This window comes from Streptococcus oralis, from assembly GCF_026782235.1.
Classification (GTDB): domain Bacteria; phylum Bacillota; class Bacilli; order Lactobacillales; family Streptococcaceae; genus Streptococcus; species Streptococcus oralis_CC.
On the sequence record NZ_JAKUWE010000007.1, the window covers coordinates 81,073 to 100,852 of the forward strand.

A 19,780-nucleotide genomic window follows, 5' to 3' on the forward strand; every position below is an offset into this window, starting at 1 on the left:
ATGGGATTCATTAAAATTCTAGCCAAGACTTACGGGAATTACTTTTTTACGATGCAGGGTTTAAAAGTGATGAAAACAATGAAAAAAGATGACAATCTTGTTGTTGGTCTAGGAAAGTTATTTCTTGTAGATAAGTTAATGGATACGGCTCACTGGTTAGCAAAGCCAGATGATAAGGAATAACTTGAAATGAAAGAAACTAGCAGGAACACCACTGCTAGTTTTTTAATCTCTTCCCATATGGTATAATATAAGCAGTAAAATCATTTTAGAACATACATGGAGGTCGTCATGGATAATATCATAGATGTGTCAATTCCCGTTGCAGAAGTGGTGGACAAGCATCCAGAAGTCTTGGAAATTCTAGTGGAGTTAGGTTTTAAACCACTAGCCAATCCCTTGATGCGCAATACAGTCGGTCGCAAGGTATCGCTCAAACAGGGTTCTAAGCTGGAAGGGACACCTATGGACAAGATTGTCCGCACACTGGAAGCGAATGGTTACGAAGTGATTGGGTTAGACTAATGGCAGATGAACGGATTCATATCCTACGGGATATTTTGTTAGAATTGCACAATGGTGCCTCTCCTGAGTCAGTTCAGGAGCGTTTTGATGCGACCTTTACAGGTGTGTCAGCCATCGAGATTTCCCTCATGGAGCACGAGCTGATGAACTCAGACTCAGGTGTCACCTTTGAAGATGTCATGGATCTATGTGATGTCCATGCTAATCTTTTTAAAAACGCTGTTAAGGGTGTCGAAGTAGAGGATACCGAGCATCCTGGCCACCCCGTTCGCGTTTTCAAGGATGAAAATCTGGCACTCCGTGCTGCCTTGATTCGTATTCGGAGACTGTTAGATACCTATGAGTCTATGGAAGACGAGGAAATGCTGGCAGAGATGCGCAAGGGTTTGGTTCGTCAAATGGGGCTTTTGGGGCAATTTGATATCCACTACCAGCGCAAGGAAGAGCTCTTCTTTCCTATCATGGAGCGCTATGGACACGATTCACCTCCCAAAGTTATGTGGGGAGTGGATGACCAGATCAGGGAACTCTTTCAAACAGCTCTAACGACAGCCAAGTCACTACCAGAAGTTTCGATTAGCAGTGTAAAAGAAGCTTTTGAAGCTTTTGCGACAGAGTTTGAAAGTATGATTTTCAAGGAAGAGTCCATCCTTCTCATGATTCTCCTTGAGTCCTTTACTCAGGATGATTGGCTTCAGATTGCGGAGGAGAGCGATGCTTACGGCTATGCCATCGTCCGTCCGTCTGAGAAATGGGTTCCGGAGCGTCAGAGCTTTGTTGAGGAAAAGAGTGCAGAGGAGCCTGTGCAGTTAGACACGGCTGAAGGCCAAGTGCAACAAGTTATCGATACGCCAGAAGGTCAGTTTACCATTACCTTTACCCCTAAGGAAAAGGAAGCAGTGCTGGACCGCCATAGTCAACAGGCTTTTGGCAATGGCTATCTCTCCGTCGAGCAGGCCAACCTCATCCTTAATCACCTCCCCATGGAGATTACCTTTGTCAATAAAGACGACATTTTCCAGTATTACAATGACAATGCACCAGCTGATGAGATGATTTTCAAACGGACGCCGTCCCAAGTCGGACGCAATGTTGAACTCTGCCATCCGCCCAAGTACCTAGAAAAGGTGAAGGCCGTTATGAAAGGTCTTCGTGAAGGTAAAAAGGACAAGTATGAAATGTGGTTCAAGTCTGAGTCGCGAGGCAAGTTTGTCCACATCACCTACGCTGCGGTACACGATGAAAACGGGGAATTCCAAGGCGTGCTAGAGTATGTTCAGGATATCCAGCCCTACCGAGAGATTGATACGGACTACTTCCGTGGATTAGAATAAGGAGAATCAATGAGTTACGAACAAGAATTTATGAAGGATTTTGAGGCCTGGGTGAATACCCAGATCATGATCAACGACATGGCGCACAAGGAAAGTCAAAAAGTTTACGAAGAAGACCAAGACGAGCGTGCCAAAGATGCCATGATTCGCTACGAAAGTCGCTTGGATGCCTACCAGTTCTTGCTGGGTAAGTTTGAAAACTTCAAAGCAGGCAAGGGTTTCCATGATTTGCCAGAAGGATTGTTTGGTGAGAGAAACTATTAAAATACAGATACTTTCTTGATTTTTTGCCAAAATCTTGATAGAATATCTTTATTAAATCCTTGTCAGAGCAGGGATTTTTTATTGAAAGGATTTTATTATGTCAAAGAAACTCCAACGTAAAAAACAATTACGAAATAGCCTTCGTCGTTCAGGTGCATTTTCAACTACAGTGACCAAAGTTGTCGAAGAGACCAAAAAAGTCGTGAAACATGCGGAAAAATCTGCCAGCCAAGCAGGAAAAGTCGTCTCTAAAAAAGTGGAACAAGCAGTAGAAGCGACCAAGGAACAGGCTCAAAAAGTGGCGAATTCAGTAGAAGATTTCGCAGCTACTTTGGGTGGCCTCTCAGTAGATCGCGCTAAGACTTTCTATGATGAAGGCATCAAGTCAGCTTCTGACTTCAAAAACTGGACTGAAAAAGAACTACTTGCCTTGAAGGGAATCGGCCCAGCTACGATCAAGAAATTAAAAGAACACGGAATCAGCTTCAAGTAATTTTTCTTGTCCCTTGCATTTCCGTCAAAAACTTGTTACAATAAAGCCATTAGAGGTGTTTTGAATCCCACATTTTACAGAAAGTGGCGGAGCTGAGAAGTCCACAAATGTGTCAAAACTGGTTGCTGATGAATGAAAAATTGAAATATTAGAATAGTCTTTTTGTTTCCGTTTAGGACTAGGCAGCGAGTTGCAGGCTGTACTCAAGTACGCCAATGCGAGCTAACGACGTCATAAAGGAGAAACAATAAGACGAAAGTTGCGGGCTCTGCCCGAAATTGGGTGGTACCGCGGATAAACACATTCGTCCCTGTCATGTAGATGGCAGGGGCGATTTTTTGTAGAAAGCGAGGGAGAAGGATGGCAAGAGCTAAACTGCCAGAACGAATCGAAACAGAACGTCTTCTTTTACGAGTCCGAACAGTGGATGATGCAGTGGATATCCATGACTACGCTAGTTTGGCAGAGGTCGCCTATCCAGCAGGCTTTCCGCCCGTCAAGACCTTGGAAGATGAGATTTATTATCTGGAGAATATTCTTCCTGAGCGTAATGAAAAGAACAATCTCCCAGCAGGCTATGGAATTGTTGTCAAAGGGACTGATAAGGTCATCGGCTCTGTTGATTTCCCTCGTCGTCACGAGGATGATGTCTTGGAGATTGGCTATATCTTACATCCAGACTATTGGGGTCTAGGTTATGTTCCAGAAGCAGCGTGTGCTTTGATTGACCTATCTTTTAAAGAATTGAACCTACACAAGATTGAACTAACTTGTTTTGGTTATAATGTCCAAAGTCAACGAGTCGCTGAAAAATTAGGTTTTACCCTTGAAGCTCGCATAAGAGACCGCAAAGATGCCCAAGGAAATCACTGTGACAGTCTAATATTTGGCTTGTTGAGGAGTGAGTGGGAGGTGATTTGATGCATCTTTTCATCATTGGGGCTCCAGCCTCAGGAAAAATGACGATTGGTCAAGAACTGTCTCGACTGACGGATTCTACCCTCTTTTATAACCATCAAGCCATCGATTTTGCATTAGAAATCTATCAGGATTATACTGAGGAGATGTGGGAATTTGTTCGTGGAATTACCTTTTCTTTCCTTGGAGCTAGCGCTAGAAATCAGCGATATGTGATTTTAACAGACGTGATTGATTTTTCAAATCAGTACCAGCTGATGTATTTGAAGCAAATTCAGGATTTGTTGGATGACTATCATCAAGAGATTCTTTTTGTGGAGTTGGAAACAAGTCTTGAAGAGCGTTTACGTCGAAATCGAACGGAGAATCGATTAAAGCACAAACCCTTAAAACGACATATTGAGGTATCTGAAAGAGAAATTTTAGAGACAGCTGAAACACTTCAATTAAATTCCCAACATCAACCGAATGAGTTGCACCACTACCTTAAAATAAATAATACGAATCTGTCTGCAGAAGAAGTTGCTAAGCAGATTCAAGATAAAATGAATACAATAGAGAAAGGACAAACACATGTCTAAAGAACTTTCACCTAAATACAATCCAGCCGAGGTTGAGGCTGGTCGTTACCAAAAATGGCTTGATGCCGATGTTTTCAAGCCTTCAGGCGATCAAAAGGCTAAGCCTTATTCAATCGTCATTCCACCACCAAACGTAACTGGGAAACTTCACCTTGGTCACGCTTGGGATACAACTCTTCAGGATATCATCATCCGTCAAAAACGCATGCAAGGTTTCGATACGCTCTGGCTTCCAGGGATGGACCATGCGGGGATTGCGACTCAGGCTAAGGTTGAGGAGCGTTTGCGTGGTGAGGGCATCAGCCGTTATGACCTCGGTCGTGAAAAATTCCTAGATAAAGTCTGGGAATGGAAAGACGAGTATGCCACTACCATCAAGGAACAATGGGGCAAGATGGGGCTCTCTGTAGACTACTCTCGTGAACGTTTTACCCTTGACGAAGGCTTGTCAAAAGCTGTTCGCAAGGTTTTTGTCGAACTTTACAAGAAAGGCTGGATCTACCGTGGTGAGTTTATCATCAACTGGGACCCAGCAGCTCGCACAGCCCTTTCTGATATCGAGGTTATCCATAAGGACGTTGAAGGTGCCTTCTACCACATGAATTACATGCTGGAAGACGGTTCACGCGCCCTTGAAGTTGCGACAACTCGTCCTGAGACCATGTTTGGGGACGTTGCTGTTGCGGTCAATCCAGAAGACCCACGCTACAAAGACTTGATTGGTAAAAATGTCGTCCTTCCAATCGCTAATAAATTGATTCCAATCGTTGGAGATGAACACGCTGATCCTGAGTTTGGTACTGGTGTCGTGAAAATCACACCTGCCCACGATCCAAACGACTTCTTGGTTGGTCAACGTCATAACTTGCCACAAGTTAATGTCATGAATGACGACGGAACCATGAACGACTTGGCCTTCGAATTTGCAGGTATGGACCGTTTTGAAGCTCGTAAGGCAGTCGTTGCTAAGCTGGAAGAAATCGGTGCCCTTGTTAAAATAGAAAAACGTGTCCACAGTGTTGGTCACTCAGAGCGTACAGGTGTTGTGGTTGAACCACGCTTGTCTACTCAGTGGTTCGTTAAGATGGACCAATTGGCGAAAAATGCCATTGCCAACCAAGACACAGATGATAAGGTAGAATTCTACCCACCTCGTTTCAACGATACCTTCCTCCAATGGATGGAAAATGTCCACGACTGGGTAATCTCTCGTCAGCTCTGGTGGGGTCACCAAATCCCTGCTTGGTACAATGCTGAGGGTGAAATATATGTCGGCGAAGAAGCTCCAGAGGGTGACGGATGGACTCAAGACGAAGACGTCTTGGATACTTGGTTCAGTTCTGCCCTTTGGCCATTCTCAACTATGGGCTGGCCTGATGTCGACTCAGAAGACTTTAAACGTTATTATCCAACATCAACTTTGGTGACTGGTTATGATATTATTCCGTTCTGGGTGTCTCGGATGATTTTCCAAGGTTTGGAATTTACTGGCAAGTCGCCATTCAAAAACGCCTTGATTCATGGTCTCATTCGTGATGAACAAGGACGCAAGATGTCGAAATCTCTCGGTAACGGGATTGATCCAATGGATGTTATTGATAAGTACGGAACAGATAGCCTTCGTTGGTTCCTTTCAAACGGTTCTGCACCAGGTCAAGACGTGCGCTTCTCTTACGAGAAAATGGATGCTTCATGGAACTTCATTAACAAGATCTGGAACATCTCTCGCTACATCCTCATGAACAATGAAGGCTTGACCCTTGAGCAAGCAAGTGCCAATGTCGAAAAAGTTGTTAACAAGGAAGCTGGAAACGTTACTGACCGCTGGATTCTCCACAACCTCAATGAAACCATCGGCAAAGTTACTGAAAACTTTGACAAGTTTGAGTTTGGGGTAGCTGGACACATCCTCTACAACTTCATCTGGGACGAGTTTGCGGACTGGTACGTTGAGTTGACCAAGGAAGTCCTTTACAGCGATAATGAAGAAGAGAAAGTCATCACACGTTCTGTTCTCCTTTATACTTTGGACAAGATCCTTCGTCTCCTTCACCCAATCATGCCATTCGTGACAGAGGAAATCTTTGGACAAATCTCAGAAGGCTCTATCGTTACAGCGGAATACCCAACTGTTAACCCAGTCTTTGAAGACCTTGCGGCTCACACAGGTGTGGAAAGTCTTAAAGACTTGATCCGTGCCGTTCGGAATGCGCGTGCGGAAGTAAACGTCGCTCCAAGCAAGCCTATCACCATCCTTGTCAAGACAAGCGATAGCGACTTGGAAGCCTTCTTTAATAGCAATGTCAACTACATCAAGCGCTTCACAAATCCAGAACACTTGGAAATTGCCTCAACCATCCCTGCACCTGAACTGGCTATGTCAAGCGTCATCACCGGAGCAGAAATCTACCTGCCGCTGGCAGACCTCCTCAATGTCGAAGAAGAATTAGCTCGTCTCGACAAGGAACTCGCCAAATGGCAAAAAGAACTGGATATGGTCGGTAAGAAGCTCTCTAACGAACGCTTCGTAGCCAATGCCAAACCAGAAGTCGTCCAAAAAGAACGCGACAAACAAGCCGACTACCAAGCCAAGTACGACGCGACCGTAGCACGTATTGATGAGATGAAGAAGTTGGTGAAATAAATAAAGAAACACGGTGAGAAACCGTGTTTTTTGGTATAATGAAATCAAAAGGAGAACAATAATTTGAGTAAGAAAGCGTTACAACAATTGAAGAGTATATGTAATAAAATTAAAGAAAATATATTGGAACACGATTTATTCAAAATGAACAGAGATGAAGCTATTAAATATTTAATCTCCAGATCTGAAACTGCTAATCTTATTTATGGTGGTGAATTATCTTTAGATATTCAAAATTCTCTGCATTTTATGTTACATAATCTGGACGAAAAAGTACCTTTTACTAATAAAAAGTTAGATGTTGATGAACTAATATTATTGCTTAGAAATATAAATAATTTTTTAGAATTCGAAAGATTTATTCAACTATCTAATCATGATATTGTGAGACCGATTATAAATGGTCAACGTATCCGTTTTGAATATGTTAATGAGCGATATAGGAATAATGAAATTTATAATGGATATTGGCACATCGAGGAACTAAACAAAGCCTTACCAAAATATCCAATTTATAAAAGTGAATTTCAAAATATAACGGATAAAATGTTTGATTTAACTGTTGATATTAGTTTGGGTGATTTTACCTTAAAAGACTATAAAATATTTTGTAAAGGGATAGATAAAATCATACAGAATAAGTATTTTAAAGATGTTCAAATTGCAAGCGAAATAGGTTATATCTTGCTGACAAAAGAGAAATGGATTTTTGAAATAAATGAAATAATACCAGAATTATCTTCTAAAAAAATTAATCAAATTATAGATTTTTTGACCTATAACTTTGAAGATATTTTTAGTGACCCCCTTTTATCATATTTTATTCCAGTAGAAGATCAATTGATGTTATCTTTTAGTTTATTTCTTTCTATTAGATTAGATAAAAATATACTCAGATTATTAAATAGAAAGAATGAGACATTATATCAGAACGAACAAAAAAAGTTAGAGTTACATCAAATCAATGAGCTTAAATGTATGAAATCAGATATATTTGATTTTGATACGGATAAAAATGGTAGTCCAGGGGAAGATTTAATTGTATATGATAAAAAGGCAAATGTAGTTCACGCTATTGAATTAAAATATAAACTTCCAGTTGATTCAGTGAACGAAATAAGAAATTTAAAAAATCTATTATCTAAGGCTGCTAAACAAAATAAAGATGCTATGAAAAATTTAACCGTAGAGAATGTCTTTGAAAAATACTTTGATCATAAATATAACGGACTCAAACCAAATAAAATATTATTTTTTACTTTAACCAATTATTCAGTAGATTATTTTTCAGATAGTTTTATCTTATTAACCCCGCATTATAAACGACTATTAAAAGAGGATGGTTGCTCAAATCATTTAGAAGATATTTTTAATGATAAATATAGAGGTTTAAATTTAGTTCCTAAAATAAAGTTCAAAAAAATAAACCTATTTGGAAACAGAATAAAATTTCCAGTTAATTGTGCAGAGGCTTCTCGCAAAAATTTATGAAGATGATGTTAGGTGTCCTTATTCCTTCTATATCTACATCTACTCAATATTATGTGTTAAATACATTTTTATAGTAGCATTTTTATGCCTCATTTTCAAAGTTATTAGAATAAGTAACGAATTATATTTTCTATTTTCAAGTTATTATTTATGTTATACTGGAAAAAATCAATATTTTAGAAATCGTCTTACCACATAAAAAACTCAGTCAATTTGTTCTTAAAACTCCCCCAAGCGATACCATCGGCTGGGTAGCAAAGAAATAAAAAGTCCTGTCACTTTCTCCCATTTAACCTTTGACTATTCCGCAAAATTATCGTACAATAAAGAGTACATGATAAAATGAGGTCAGAGTCTGTTCGCTCTGGCGATAGTAGTAAAAATGAGGAGAAACGCTTTGGAATTAGAAGTATTTGCTGGGCAAGAAAAAAGTGAACTATCTATGATTGAGGTAGCGCGTGCTATCTTGGAACTTCGTGGTCGTGATCATGAGATGCATTTTAGCGATCTTGTAAACGAAATTCAAAACTACCTTGGAACATCAAACAGCGATATCCGTGAAGCCTTGCCTTTGTTCTACACAGAGTTGAACTTTGACGGTAGCTTCATCTCTCTTGGAGACAACAAATGGGGGCTTCGTTCATGGTATGGTGTAGACGAAATCGACGAAGAAATCATCGCTCTTGAAGAAAGTGACGACGATGAAGTAGCGCCAAAAGCTAAGAAAAAACGTGTCAACGCCTTTATGGATGGTGATTCAGATGCCATTGACTACAATGCGGATGATCCAGAAGACGAAGATGCATACGAAGCAGATCCAGCTCTTTCATACGATGATGAAAATCCAGATGATGAGAAAAATGAAGTGGAAGCTTACGATGCAGAAATCAATGAAATCGCCCCTGATGACTTGGGTGAAGACGTGGATCTCAACGAAGAAGACGACGAGTTTTCTGACGATGACGCTGAAACAAGTGAAGAAGAGTAAAATGCCTTAAGAAGGAGATCGCTGGATCTCCTTTTTTGTTCTTTGAGCGTGTTGTCCGTTTGTATGCGGATCTTTAGTTGTTTTTCTGAAAACAATCTCCTTTTTTCATCTTTTACCAATTCGGGTTGACAAATGTTCTGCTTTGAGGTATTATATTGTTCGGGCACCTCTTTTAGAGGTCGGAGCTCCCTAGTTACTAGGGAGCTATTTTTGTTTTTTCAGGAAGTTTTCTTGAAATGTCGTTATTCATAAGGGTCTTGTTTTCTATCTCCCCTCGTAGTCAACAAGGCCTTGAGAATTTTAGAAAGAGGAATCTATGTCTACGAAATATATTTTTGTAACTGGTGGTGTGGTGTCGTCTATTGGGAAAGGGATTGTGGCAGCAAGTCTGGGGCGTCTCTTGAAAAATCGTGGTCTCAAAGTAACCATTCAGAAGTTTGACCCTTATATCAATATCGATCCGGGAACCATGAGTCCTTACCAGCACGGGGAAGTCTTTGTGACAGATGATGGGGCTGAGACAGATTTGGACTTGGGTCACTATGAACGTTTCATCGATATTAATTTAAACAAATATTCCAACGTGACAACTGGTAAAATCTACAGTGAAGTTCTTCGTAAGGAGCGCCGTGGAGAATACCTTGGTGCAACTGTTCAGGTTATTCCTCATATCACAGATGCTTTGAAGGAAAAAATAAAGCGTGCCGCTGTAACGACCGACTCTGATGTCATTATCACAGAGGTTGGTGGAACCGTTGGGGATATCGAGTCCTTGCCATTCCTAGAGGCCCTTCGTCAGATGAAGGCAGATGTGGGGGCAGATAATGTCATGTACATCCATACAACCTTGCTTCCTTATCTCAAGGCTGCTGGTGAGATGAAGACCAAGCCGACTCAGCATTCTGTAAAAGAATTGCGTGGTTTGGGAATCCAGCCAAATATGTTGGTTATTCGTACCGAAAAACCAGCTGGTCAAGGAATTAAAAATAAACTAGCTCAGTTCTGTGATGTGGCACCAGAAGCTGTTATCGAGTCTTTGGATGTTGAACACCTTTACCAAATTCCATTGAACTTGCAGGCACAAGGTATGGACCAAATTGTTTGTGACCATTTGAAACTAGATGCACCAGTAGCGGATATGACAGAGTGGTCAGCCATGGTGGATAAGGTCATGAACCTGAAAAAACATGTCAAGATTTCCCTTGTCGGTAAGTATGTTGAGTTGCAAGATGCCTATATTTCTGTGGTCGAAGCCTTGAAACACTCTGGGTATGCCAACGACGCAGAAGTGAAGATTAATTGGATCAATGCCAATGATGTGACGGCAGAGAATGTGGCAGAGCTCTTGTCTGATGCGGACGGAATCATCGTACCAGGAGGTTTTGGCCAACGTGGTACGGAAGGAAAAATTCAAGCCATCCGTTATGCGCGTGAGAATGATGTTCCAATGTTGGGAGTCTGCTTGGGAATGCAGTTGACTTGTATCGAGTTTGCTCGTCACGTTTTGGGTCTTGAAGGTGCCAATTCTGCTGAACTTGCACCAGAAACAAAATACCCTATCATCGATATCATGCGTGATCAGGTTGATGTTGAGGATATGGGTGGCACCCTTCGTTTGGGACTTTATCCATCTAAGTTGAAACGTGGCTCTAAAGCAGCGGCTGCTTATCACAATCAAGAAGTGGTGCAACGTCGTCACCGTCACCGTTATGAGTTTAACAACGCCTTTCGTGAACAGTTTGAGGCAGCAGGTTTTGTCTTTTCAGGAGTTTCACCTGATAATCGTTTGGTCGAAATTGTGGAAATTCCTGAAAATAAATTCTTTGTGGCTTGTCAGTATCACCCTGAACTTTCCAGCCGTCCAAATCGTCCAGAAGAACTCTACACTGCCTTTGTCACTGCAGCAGTTGAGAATAGCAATTAGCAAAATCAGAACCTTTGAGAACAATCTCAGAGGTTTTTTAATTCATTCAGGAACTCAGGCGCTTGGCAATAAGAATTAGACTCACTGAGGGAAGAGATTTTCCTTGCTCGTATACGGCTTCCCTATTTGTCCTAGAGCCCTTTTTGTGTTACAATGAATGATATGAAAGCTAAGAAATTATGGATGACTGGCTTGACTGTGGCTGGTCTAAGTGCCCTTGCTTTGGGTGCCAAAAAAGCAGCAGATAACCACAAACTGATGAAGACGCAAGAAGAGTTGACCGCTATCGTGCGCGAACTTTTCTCAGATATGGGTGAGATTGCGACTCTCTATGTTCAAGTCTACGAAAGTAGCCTAGAGCGACTTGTCGGAGGAGTCGTTTTCGAGGATGGTCGTCACTATACCTTTGTCTATGAAAATGAAGACCTGGTCTATGAGGAGGAAGTCTTATGATACAACCTGCAAGTTTAGAAGAATTGGCATCTTTAGTAGAAAAAGATGGCAAGAAAGTCTTCCTTTTTGTGGCAGACTGGTGTGGCGATTGTCGTTATATCTATCCATCCTTGCCAGAGATTGAGGAGACCAATCCAGAGTTCACCTTTATTCGAGTGGACCGAGACCAGTATCTGGATCTGGCCAAACTCTGGGATGTGTACGGGATTCCTAGCCTTGTTGTTCTAGAAAAGGACAAGGAAATCGGCCGATTTGTCAATCGTGACCGTAAAAGCAAGCAACAAATTAACGACTTTTTAGCAGGACTGAAATAGGAGAAAAAGGAAACAATGATTTTTACATATAATAAAGAGCATGTCGGCGATGTCCTTATGATCATCGTGAAAAACAGCGGAGATGCCAAGTTGGACGTGGAGCGCAAAGGCAAGGTAGCCCGTGTTTTCCTCAAAGAAAATGGAGAAACAGTAGCTTGGAATATTTTCGAAGTTTCAAGTTTGTTTGAAATTGCAGAGCGCGGTCAAGTCTTTTTATCAGATGAGCAAGTGGAACGTTTGAACCAAGAATTGCAGACGGAAGGCTTTGCAGAAGAAATTGTCAATGACAAGGAACCTAAGTTTGTCGTCGGTGAGATTGTTGAGATGGTAGCCCATCCAGATAGCGACCACCTCAACATCTGTCAAGTGGCCGTTGCAAGTGACAAGACAGTGCAAATCGTTGCAGGGGCTCCCAATGCGCGTGTCGGATTGAAAACCATTGTTGCTCTTCCTGGAGCGATGATGCCAAAAGGCAACCTCATTTTCCCAGGCGAACTTCGCGGTGAAAAGAGTTTTGGCATGATGTGTAGCCCTCGTGAATTGCATTTGCCAAATGCTCCGCAAAAACGTGGGGTTATTGAATTATCAGAAGACCAAGTTGTCGGAACTCCATTTGACCCAGCCAAACACTGGACTGCCTAGGAAATTGTCAGTATTTGATAGACCAGATAGAGGGGAATAAGATGGCGAAAAATGTAGTGATTACAGGAGCGACCTCAGGAATCGGTGAAGCGATTGCGCGTGCTTATCTGGAGCAGGGGGAGAATGTCGTTCTAACAGGGCGACGGACAGACAGACTAGAGACCCTCAAGTCAGAGTTTGCAGAAACTTTTCCAAATCAAACAGTTTGGACCTTTTCACTAGATGTGACGGATATGACCATGGTCAAGACTGTCTGTTCCGATATTCTAGAAACGATAGGTCAGATTGATATCTTGGTCAATAATGCTGGACTAGCTCTTGGCTTGGCTCCCTATCAGGACTATGAAGAGTTGGATATGCTGACTATGTTGGATACCAATGTCAAGGGGTTGATGGCAGTTACTCGCTGTTTCTTGCCAGCAATGGTAAAAGCCAATCAAGGCCATATTATCAACATGGGATCGACCGCAGGAATCTATGCCTATGCTGGGGCAGCTGTTTACTCAGCCACCAAGGCTGCAGTCAAGACTTTTTCAGATGGTCTGCGAATTGATACCATCGCAACGGATATCAAGGTGACCACCATTCAGCCTGGGATTGTCGAAACAGATTTTTCTAGAGTACGTTTTCACGGTGATAAAGAGCGTGCTGAGGCGGTCTATCAGGGAATAGAAGCCCTGCAAGCACAAGATATCGCAGATACGGTTGTCTATGTGACTAGTCAGCCTCGTCGTGTGCAGATTACAGATATGACCATTATGGCCAATCAACAGGCGACAGGTTTCATGGTGCATAAAAAATAAAAAATTTTCTCGAAAAGTTACAAATTTCTGTAACTTTTTTTGATTCCCTGCGAATAGATAAGTAGGAGGAAGAAAATATGTATAATAAAGTTATCATGATCGGGCGCTTGACGTCTACACCAGAATTGCACAAAACCAACAATGACAAGTCAGTAGCGCGAGCAACTATCGCTGTGAACCGTCGTTACAAAGACCAAAATGGGGAACGCGAAGCCGACTTTGTCAATCTGGTTCTTTGGGGGAAATTGGCTGAAACCTTGGCAAGCTACGCAACCAAAGGTAGTCTTATCTCTGTGGATGGAGAACTTCGTACCCGTCGCTTTGAGAAAAAGGGCCAGATGAACTATGTGACTGAAGTTCTTGCCACAGGATTCCAACTTTTGGAAAGCCGCGCCCAACGTGCTATGCGTGAAAATAACGCTGGACAGGATTTGGCAGACTTGGTTTTGGAAGAGGAGGAATTGCCATTTTAAGCATAGAAAAGCCTGAGTCAATCTTAGGCTTTTTTATCTTGCCAAAGTCAGACTTTTTTCTTGACTATTTCTGACCAAGTGATACAATAGAACTATAAATTAGCACTCAGATATAAAGAGTGCTAATAATATGTAGTTCATCATGGAGGAAAACAGATGTTGAAACCATTAGGCGACCGTGTGGTCTTGAAAATCGAAGAAAAAGAACAAACTGTTGGAGGCTTTGTCCTTGCAGGCTCAGCCCAAGAAAAAACAAAAACAGCCCAAGTTGTAGCTACTGGACAAGGTGTTCGTACCTTGAACGGTGACTTGGTAGCTCCAAGCGTTAAGCCTGGAGACCGTGTCTTAGTTGAAGCTCATGCAGGTATTGATGTCAAAGATGGAGATGAAAAGTACATCATCGTAGGCGAAGCCAATATTTTGGCAATCATTGAAGAATAGAAGGAGAAAGTAAGTATGTCAAAAGAAATTAAATTTTCATCTGATGCTCGTTCAGCCATGGTCCGTGGTGTCGATATCCTAGCAGACACTGTTAAAGTAACCTTAGGACCAAAAGGTCGGAATGTCGTTCTTGAAAAATCATTTGGCTCACCATTAATTACCAATGACGGTGTTACTATTGCCAAAGAAATTGAATTGGAAGACCATTTTGAAAACATGGGTGCCAAATTGGTATCAGAAGTAGCTTCAAAAACCAATGATATCGCAGGTGACGGAACGACAACTGCAACTGTTTTGACCCAAGCGATCGTCCGCGAAGGAATCAAAAACGTCACTGCAGGTGCCAACCCAATCGGTATCCGTCGTGGGATTGAAGCAGCAGTTGCCGCAGCTGTAGAAGCCTTGAAAAACAATGCCATTCCAGTTGCTAATAAAGAAGCCATCGCTCAGGTTGCTGCTGTATCTTCTCGTTCTGAAAAAGTCGGTGAATACATTTCTGAAGCTATGGAAAAAGTTGGTAAAGACGGTGTCATTACTATCGAAGAGTCACGTGGTATGGAAACAGAGCTCGAAGTCGTGGAAGGAATGCAGTTTGACCGCGGTTATCTATCACAGTACATGGTGACAGATAGCGAAAAAATGGTGGCTGATCTTGAAAATCCATACATTTTGATTACTGACAAGAAGATTTCTAATATCCAAGAAATTTTGCCACTTCTAGAAAGCATTCTTCAAAGCAACCGTCCTCTCTTGATTATTGCGGATGATGTGGATGGTGAAGCTCTTCCAACTCTTGTATTGAACAAGATTCGTGGAACCTTCAACGTAGTAGCAGTTAAGGCACCTGGCTTCGGTGACCGTCGCAAAGCGATGCTTGAAGACATCGCCATCTTGACAGGCGGAACAGTCATCACAGAAGATCTTGGTCTTGAATTGAAAGATACTACAATTGAGGCGCTTGGTCAAGCAGCGAGAGTAACTGTGGACAAAGATAACACTGTTATCGTAGAAGGTGCTGGAAATCCTGAAGCTATTTCTCACCGTGTTGCAGTTATCAAGTCCCAAATTGAAACTACAACATCTGAATTTGACCGCGAAAAATTGCAAGAACGCTTGGCAAAATTGTCAGGTGGTGTCGCAGTGATTAAGGTCGGTGCTGCAACTGAAACTGAGTTGAAAGAAATGAAACTCCGCATTGAAGATGCCCTCAACGCTACTCGTGCAGCCGTTGAAGAAGGAATCGTTGCTGGTGGCGGAACAGTTCTTGTAAATGTCATTCCAGCCGTAGCTGATTTGGAATTGACAGGAGATGAAGCGACAGGACGCAATATTGTTCTCCGTGCCTTGGAAGAACCTGTTCGTCAAATCGCTCACAATGCGGGATTCGAAGGTTCTATTGTTATTGACCGCTTGAAGAATGCTGAAGTTGGTACAGGCTTCAACGCAGCAACTGGCGAATGGGTCAACATGATTGAAGAAGGAATCATTGACCCAGTGAAAGTGAGCCGTTCAGCCCTTCAAAATGCAGCATCTGTAGCCAGCTTGATCTTGACAACAGAAGCAGTCGTAGCCAATAAACCGGAACCAGCAGCCCCAGCTCCAGCAATGGATCCAAGCATGATGGGCGGGATGATGTAAAAGTAACTTTAAAAAACACCAAAGGAGGGAAGAACATTCCCTCCTTTTATGGTTTTCTCTTCTAAAATTGATTTGAGCTCTCCTAACTTATATGATAAAATAAGACTAGAAAAAGGAGAAGAACATGATCGATGTAGAAGAAATTCTGAGCAAGATGAATCCCAATCAGAAGATTAATTATGACCGTGTTATGCAGAAAATGGTTCAAGTTTGGGAGAAAAATGAGCAACGTCCCACTATTCTCATGCATGTTTGCTGTGCTCCTTGTAGTACCTACACCCTAGAATACCTGACAAAATACGCTGATGTGACCATCTATTTTGCCAATTCCAATATTCATCCTAAGGCAGAATACCACAAGCGGGCTTACGTCACCAAGAAATTTGTCAGTGATTTCAATGAGCGAACCGGAAATACGGTCCAGTATTTAGAAGCGCCCTACGAACCCAATGAATACCGGAAGTTAGTCAGAGGACTAGAAGAAGAACCAGAAGGCGGTGACCGTTGTAAGGTTTGTTTTGACTACCGTCTGGATAAAACAGCGCAAGTGGCTATGGACTTGGGCTTTGACTACTTTGGTTCAGCATTGACCATCAGTCCTCATAAGAATTCTCAAACCATCAATAGTATCGGAATTGATGTGCAAAAGATTTATACCACCCACTATCTTCCAAGTGATTTCAAGAAAAATCAAGGCTACAAGCGCTCGGTAGAGATGTGCGAGGAGTATGATATTTATCGTCAATGTTATTGTGGATGCGTCTATGCAGCTCAAGCTCAGAACATTGATCTTGTTCAGGTTAAGAAGGATGCCACAGCTTTTTTGCTGGATAAGGATGTTGAAAAAGACTATTCCCACATCAAGTTTACTGTTACTAAATTGGATATATAGAAATCAACCCAGCTGAAAAGCTGGGTTTTTCAAATAAAAAAACCAGGGCTCTCACCCCGGTTCGACAACTTTACCGATTCTTTAGTTCTATGTAGCGTTTGTACCAAATGTTGACATAGGCCTCTGAGAAAGGACCGCGACCATTGTTGATCCAATCAACAAGGATTTTAACATGCTCTTTCAAAATATAGTCTAAATCATCAGAATACTTCATTTTGCGTTTATGGCGCTCATACTCTTCAACGTCCAAGAGACGCTTTTCACCATCAGTGAAGACCTTGACATCCAAATCATAATCAATGTATTTCAGGGCTTCCTCATCTAGATAGTAGGGGCTGGCCATATTGCAATAGTAGGAAATCCCATTATCGCGAATCATGGCAATGATATTAAACCAATATTTTTTGTGAAAGTAAACAATAGCCGGTTCTCGAGTCACCCAACGACGACCGTCACTTTCGGTAACAAGTGTGTGGTCGTTGACGCCGATAATGGCGTTCTCTGTTGTTTTTAGTACCATGGTGTCCCGCCAAGTACGGTGAAGACTCCCATCATACTTATAACTTTGAATTGTAATAAAGTCGCCTTCTTTTGGAAGTTTCATAACTAACCAACTTTCTACAATTTATAAGTTTATCATCTACCATTATATCATAAATTGGTCTAATTTTTTTGAATTTTACATGAAAATGTCAAAGATATTCTCTGAGAGCGCTTGCTATATCCGAAAAATCATAGCCTTTTCTAGCTAGGACTTGAGTTAAACGTTGCTTTAGTTCGTAACCTTCATATTTACGAGCATACTTAGCATATTGTTTGTCTAGCTCTTTAAAAATGAGTTCTTGAGTCGTTTCTTGGTCTACTTGACTATCCAAGTCATCAAAAGCATTTTTAGCATCAGAATAGGAGAAGCCTTTGTTCGTCAAGTTTTGAATAATCTTATCCTGCAAGGCACGAGCGGGAAGCTTTCCCGTGTATTTTTTTAGCAGTTTCTCCGCCACACGTTGAGCAACCTCTGAAAAATCAAAATCCTTTAAAACCTCTTCAATAGTTGATTTGGCAATCCCTTTTTGAGACAGTTTTTGAGCTAGCACATGAGGTCCCTTATCTCCAGAAAGTTGATTTGCATTGATGATAGAGTAGGCATACTGATGATCATTAATCCAGTTGTCTTCTTTCAGGTTAGAGATAACTTGACTAGTGATTTTTTCATCAAGATCATACTTTTTCAAATATTCTCTTACTTCCTTTTCAGTACGAGCCTTGAAGGATAAATGGTAGAGAGCGAGGTTCTTACCATAAGAAAACTGAGCAAAGTCCTGAATCTCGGTAAGTTCCTCTTTGCTAATGACCTTATCTTTAGACAACATAAAACGGACAATGGTATCTTCCGTGATATAAGAGGTTTGCTGTCCATCTAGCTCCATCAAGTAAAGGCGTTTTTTCTTTTCAAGTTTTGTGATTTTCATAGTTCTATTATACCCTAAAATGTGATAAGATAGGGGTATGAATCTGAAAGTCAAACAAAAAATACCTTTAAAAATCAAGCGGATGGGCATCAATGGTGAGGGAATCGGTTTCTATCAGAAAACCCTCGTTTTTGTGCCTGGCGCTCTCAAAGGAGAAGATATCTATTGTCAGATTACTTCTATTAAACGTAACTTTGTTGAAGCAAAATTACTAAAGGTTAATAAGAAGTCTAAATTTCGAGTCGTGCCAGCTTGTACGATTTATAATGAATGTGGTGGTTGCCAAATCATGCACCTCCACTATGATAAACAGTTAGAGTTCAAAACGGATTTGCTCCACCAAGCCCTGAAAAAATTCGCTCCTGCGGGATATGAAAACTATGAAATCCGTCCAACTATCGGGATGCAGGAACCAAAGTACTACCGTGCTAAGCTACAATTCCAGACTCGGAAATTTAAAAATCAGGTCAAGGCAGGTTTGTATGCGCAAAACTCTCATTACCTCGTAGAGTTGAAAGACTGCTTGGTGCAAGATAAGGAAACCCAGACAATTGCGAATCGCCTAGCTGAACTTCTTACTTACCATCAAATCCCCATCACCGATGAGAGAAAAACGCTCGGCGTTCGCACCATCATGGTACGTCGAGCAAGAAAAACAGGACAAGTCCAGATAATCATCGTCACGAATCGCCAGCTAAATTTGAATCAACTAGTCAAAGACCTAGTCAAGGATTTTCCAGAAGTCGTCACAGTTGCAGTCAATACAAATACAGCAAAAACAAGTGAAATCTATGGTGAAAAGACGGAAATTATCTGGGGTCAAGAGAGTATTCAAGAAGGAGTACTTGACTATGAGTTTTCTCTCTCGCCCCGAGCTTTTTATCAGCTTAATCCTGAGCAGACAGAAATTCTCTATAGTGAAGCAGTTAAGGCTCTGGATGTCAGCGAAGAGGATCATCTGATTGATGCATATTGCGGTGTTGGGACAATCGGATTTGCCTTCGCAAATAAGGTCAAGAGTCTCAGAGGGATGGATATTATTCCAGAAGCCATAGAAGATGCCAAGCGAAATGCTAAAAAAATGGGATTTGACAATACCCATTACGAAGCGGGAACAGCTGAAGAGATTATTCCGCGCTGGTATAAAGATGGCTACCGAGCAGATGCCCTGATAGTTGACCCTCCTCGTACAGGCTTAGATGATAAGCTGTTGGATGCCATTCTGACCTATGTTCCAGAAAAAATGGTCTATGTATCCTGCAATGTTTCAACCTTGGCACGAGATTTGGTTAAGCTGGTAAAAGTCTATGACCTCCAGTATATCCAGTCGGTCGATATGTTTCCCCACACTGCACGAACAGAAGCAGTTGTTAAGTTAGTGAAGAAAAGAAAAAATCAACTTCACTGAAAAAAGATCTTGACAAAGTAGGAAAAGTAGGTATAATAGAAAGAGTTGAAAAGCTCAGGTCCGTTGGTCAAGGGGTTAAGACACC

The 19,780-nt window shown here is 41.6% G+C and carries 22 protein-coding genes; 20 read left to right on the forward strand and 2 right to left on the reverse strand.

The genetic code is table 11. From position 1 onward, the window contains the following. From MK396_RS09640 to MK396_RS09730, 19 genes are all read left to right on the forward strand, one after another. A complete protein-coding gene (locus MK396_RS09640) occupies positions 1-183 on the forward strand; it encodes a hypothetical protein (protein WP_049550479.1) in 183 nt (60 codons plus the stop codon). Between the two features lie 108 nt (positions 184-291). Then, positions 292-525: a DUF1858 domain-containing protein gene (locus MK396_RS09645; RefSeq protein WP_000368739.1), complete on the forward strand. Its 234-nt coding sequence runs from the start codon at positions 292-294 to the stop codon at positions 523-525. Beyond that, positions 525-1,859, forward strand: coding sequence for a DUF438 domain-containing protein (locus MK396_RS09650; protein WP_268724405.1), 1,335 nt, complete (start codon positions 525-527; stop codon positions 1,857-1,859). The genes MK396_RS09645 and MK396_RS09650 overlap by 1 nt, the downstream gene beginning before the upstream one ends. A 9-nt stretch (positions 1,860-1,868) precedes the next feature. Beyond that, positions 1,869-2,123 carry a DUF1912 family protein gene (locus MK396_RS09655; RefSeq protein ID WP_268724406.1) on the forward strand — a complete coding sequence of 85 codons (255 nt, stop codon included), beginning with the start codon at positions 1,869-1,871 and terminating at the stop codon, positions 2,121-2,123. 97 nt (positions 2,124-2,220) lie between these two features. Beyond that, positions 2,221-2,616 carry a helix-hairpin-helix domain-containing protein gene (locus tag MK396_RS09660; protein ID WP_042902047.1) on the forward strand — a complete coding sequence of 132 codons (396 nt, stop codon included), beginning with the start codon at positions 2,221-2,223 and terminating at the stop codon, positions 2,614-2,616. A 360-nt stretch (positions 2,617-2,976) separates the two neighbouring features. Next, entirely contained in the window at positions 2,977-3,537 is a 561-nt protein-coding gene (locus MK396_RS09665) for a GNAT family N-acetyltransferase (protein ID WP_213988864.1), read from the forward strand. After that, entirely contained in the window at positions 3,537-4,115 is a 579-nt protein-coding gene (locus MK396_RS09670; RefSeq protein ID WP_268724407.1) for an AAA family ATPase, read from the forward strand. Before MK396_RS09665 ends, MK396_RS09670 begins: the two co-directional genes overlap by 1 nt. Then, entirely contained in the window at positions 4,108-6,759 is a 2,652-nt protein-coding gene (locus MK396_RS09675; RefSeq protein WP_268724408.1) for a valine--tRNA ligase, read from the forward strand. The genes MK396_RS09670 and MK396_RS09675 overlap by 8 nt, the downstream gene beginning before the upstream one ends. A 63-nt stretch (positions 6,760-6,822) precedes the next feature. Then, positions 6,823-8,250 (forward strand): hypothetical protein, encoded by a 1,428-nt coding sequence (locus MK396_RS09680; RefSeq protein WP_268724409.1) that lies wholly within the window; start codon positions 6,823-6,825, stop codon positions 8,248-8,250. Positions 8,251-8,647: 397 nt separating this feature from the next. Continuing rightward, positions 8,648-9,238 (forward strand): DNA-directed RNA polymerase subunit delta, encoded by a 591-nt coding sequence (gene rpoE, locus MK396_RS09685; RefSeq protein WP_000418415.1) that lies wholly within the window; start codon positions 8,648-8,650, stop codon positions 9,236-9,238. A gap of 316 nt (positions 9,239-9,554) precedes the next feature. Next, the gene (locus MK396_RS09690) at positions 9,555-11,162 is read left to right on the forward strand and encodes a CTP synthase (RefSeq protein ID WP_268724410.1); all 1,608 of its coding nucleotides are present in this window, start codon (positions 9,555-9,557) and stop codon (positions 11,160-11,162) included. 153 nt (positions 11,163-11,315) lie between these two features. Continuing rightward, complete coding sequence (locus MK396_RS09695) at positions 11,316-11,615, forward strand: DUF4651 domain-containing protein (protein ID WP_084856715.1); 300 nt, start codon at positions 11,316-11,318, stop codon at positions 11,613-11,615. Next, a complete protein-coding gene (locus MK396_RS09700) occupies positions 11,612-11,929 on the forward strand; it encodes a thioredoxin family protein (RefSeq protein WP_084856717.1) in 318 nt (105 codons plus the stop codon). Before MK396_RS09695 ends, MK396_RS09700 begins: the two co-directional genes overlap by 4 nt. A gap of 15 nt (positions 11,930-11,944) precedes the next feature. Then, on the forward strand, positions 11,945-12,571 hold the full coding sequence (gene ytpR, locus MK396_RS09705; protein ID WP_268724411.1) for a YtpR family tRNA-binding protein: 627 nt from the start codon (positions 11,945-11,947) through the stop codon (positions 12,569-12,571). A 41-nt stretch (positions 12,572-12,612) separates the two neighbouring features. Beyond that, entirely contained in the window at positions 12,613-13,374 is a 762-nt protein-coding gene (locus MK396_RS09710; protein ID WP_268724412.1) for an SDR family NAD(P)-dependent oxidoreductase, read from the forward strand. Positions 13,375-13,451: 77 nt separating this feature from the next. Next, entirely contained in the window at positions 13,452-13,847 is a 396-nt protein-coding gene (locus MK396_RS09715) for a single-stranded DNA-binding protein (RefSeq protein ID WP_000282457.1), read from the forward strand. 156 nt (positions 13,848-14,003) lie between these two features. Then, positions 14,004-14,288 carry a co-chaperone GroES gene (groES, locus tag MK396_RS09720; RefSeq protein WP_000917326.1) on the forward strand — a complete coding sequence of 95 codons (285 nt, stop codon included), beginning with the start codon at positions 14,004-14,006 and terminating at the stop codon, positions 14,286-14,288. 15 nt (positions 14,289-14,303) lie between these two features. Then, entirely contained in the window at positions 14,304-15,926 is a 1,623-nt protein-coding gene (groL, locus tag MK396_RS09725; protein ID WP_268724413.1) for a chaperonin GroEL, read from the forward strand. A 124-nt stretch (positions 15,927-16,050) separates the two neighbouring features. Further along, positions 16,051-16,818, forward strand: a complete 768-nt coding sequence (locus MK396_RS09730) for an epoxyqueuosine reductase QueH (protein WP_000567567.1) — start codon at positions 16,051-16,053, stop codon at positions 16,816-16,818. Between the two features lie 70 nt (positions 16,819-16,888). On the opposite strand, the gene MK396_RS09735 is transcribed toward MK396_RS09730, so the two are convergent. Both MK396_RS09735 and recX read right to left on the reverse strand, forming a co-directional pair. Then, the gene (locus tag MK396_RS09735; RefSeq protein ID WP_268724414.1) at positions 16,889-17,422 is read right to left on the reverse strand and encodes a DUF402 domain-containing protein; all 534 of its coding nucleotides are present in this window, start codon (positions 17,420-17,422) and stop codon (positions 16,889-16,891) included. Positions 17,423-17,510: 88 nt separating this feature from the next. Then, positions 17,511-18,287, reverse strand: a complete 777-nt coding sequence (gene recX / locus MK396_RS09740) for a recombination regulator RecX (protein ID WP_268724415.1) — start codon at positions 18,285-18,287, stop codon at positions 17,511-17,513. Between the two features lie 37 nt (positions 18,288-18,324). Between recX and rlmD the strand changes: the two genes are divergently transcribed. Further along, positions 18,325-19,695 carry a 23S rRNA (uracil(1939)-C(5))-methyltransferase RlmD gene (gene rlmD, locus MK396_RS09745; RefSeq protein WP_268724416.1) on the forward strand — a complete coding sequence of 457 codons (1,371 nt, stop codon included), beginning with the start codon at positions 18,325-18,327 and terminating at the stop codon, positions 19,693-19,695. Positions 19,696-19,780: the final 85 nt, after the last annotated feature.

What these genes read in the sequence shown, in the direction of transcription:
- groES (WP_000917326.1), top strand. Translation starts at nt 14,004, where the DNA reads ATGTTGAAACCATTAGGCGACCGTGTGGTCTTGAAAATCGAAGAAAAA.
- MK396_RS09665 (WP_213988864.1), top strand. Translation starts at nt 2,977, where the DNA reads ATGGCAAGAGCTAAACTGCCAGAACGAATCGAAACAGAACGTCTTCTT.
- MK396_RS09710 (WP_268724412.1), top strand. Translation starts at nt 12,613, where the DNA reads ATGGCGAAAAATGTAGTGATTACAGGAGCGACCTCAGGAATCGGTGAA.
- ytpR (WP_268724411.1), top strand. Translation starts at nt 11,945, where the DNA reads ATGATTTTTACATATAATAAAGAGCATGTCGGCGATGTCCTTATGATC.
- MK396_RS09690 (WP_268724410.1), top strand. Translation starts at nt 9,555, where the DNA reads ATGTCTACGAAATATATTTTTGTAACTGGTGGTGTGGTGTCGTCTATT.
- recX (WP_268724415.1), bottom strand. Translation starts at nt 18,287, where the DNA reads ATGAAAATCACAAAACTTGAAAAGAAAAAACGCCTTTACTTGATGGAG.
- MK396_RS09655 (WP_268724406.1), top strand. Translation starts at nt 1,869, where the DNA reads ATGAGTTACGAACAAGAATTTATGAAGGATTTTGAGGCCTGGGTGAAT.
- MK396_RS09670 (WP_268724407.1), top strand. Translation starts at nt 3,537, where the DNA reads ATGCATCTTTTCATCATTGGGGCTCCAGCCTCAGGAAAAATGACGATT.
- MK396_RS09695 (WP_084856715.1), top strand. Translation starts at nt 11,316, where the DNA reads ATGAATGATATGAAAGCTAAGAAATTATGGATGACTGGCTTGACTGTG.
- MK396_RS09715 (WP_000282457.1), top strand. Translation starts at nt 13,452, where the DNA reads ATGTATAATAAAGTTATCATGATCGGGCGCTTGACGTCTACACCAGAA.
- MK396_RS09675 (WP_268724408.1), top strand. Translation starts at nt 4,108, where the DNA reads ATGTCTAAAGAACTTTCACCTAAATACAATCCAGCCGAGGTTGAGGCT.
- MK396_RS09730 (WP_000567567.1), top strand. Translation starts at nt 16,051, where the DNA reads ATGATCGATGTAGAAGAAATTCTGAGCAAGATGAATCCCAATCAGAAG.
- rlmD (WP_268724416.1), top strand. Translation starts at nt 18,325, where the DNA reads ATGAATCTGAAAGTCAAACAAAAAATACCTTTAAAAATCAAGCGGATG.
- MK396_RS09650 (WP_268724405.1), top strand. Translation starts at nt 525, where the DNA reads ATGGCAGATGAACGGATTCATATCCTACGGGATATTTTGTTAGAATTG.
- MK396_RS09700 (WP_084856717.1), top strand. Translation starts at nt 11,612, where the DNA reads ATGATACAACCTGCAAGTTTAGAAGAATTGGCATCTTTAGTAGAAAAA.
- MK396_RS09645 (WP_000368739.1), top strand. Translation starts at nt 292, where the DNA reads ATGGATAATATCATAGATGTGTCAATTCCCGTTGCAGAAGTGGTGGAC.
- groL (WP_268724413.1), top strand. Translation starts at nt 14,304, where the DNA reads ATGTCAAAAGAAATTAAATTTTCATCTGATGCTCGTTCAGCCATGGTC.
- MK396_RS09660 (WP_042902047.1), top strand. Translation starts at nt 2,221, where the DNA reads ATGTCAAAGAAACTCCAACGTAAAAAACAATTACGAAATAGCCTTCGT.
- MK396_RS09735 (WP_268724414.1), bottom strand. Translation starts at nt 17,422, where the DNA reads ATGAAACTTCCAAAAGAAGGCGACTTTATTACAATTCAAAGTTATAAG.
- MK396_RS09640 (WP_049550479.1), top strand. Translation starts at nt 1, where the DNA reads ATGGGATTCATTAAAATTCTAGCCAAGACTTACGGGAATTACTTTTTT.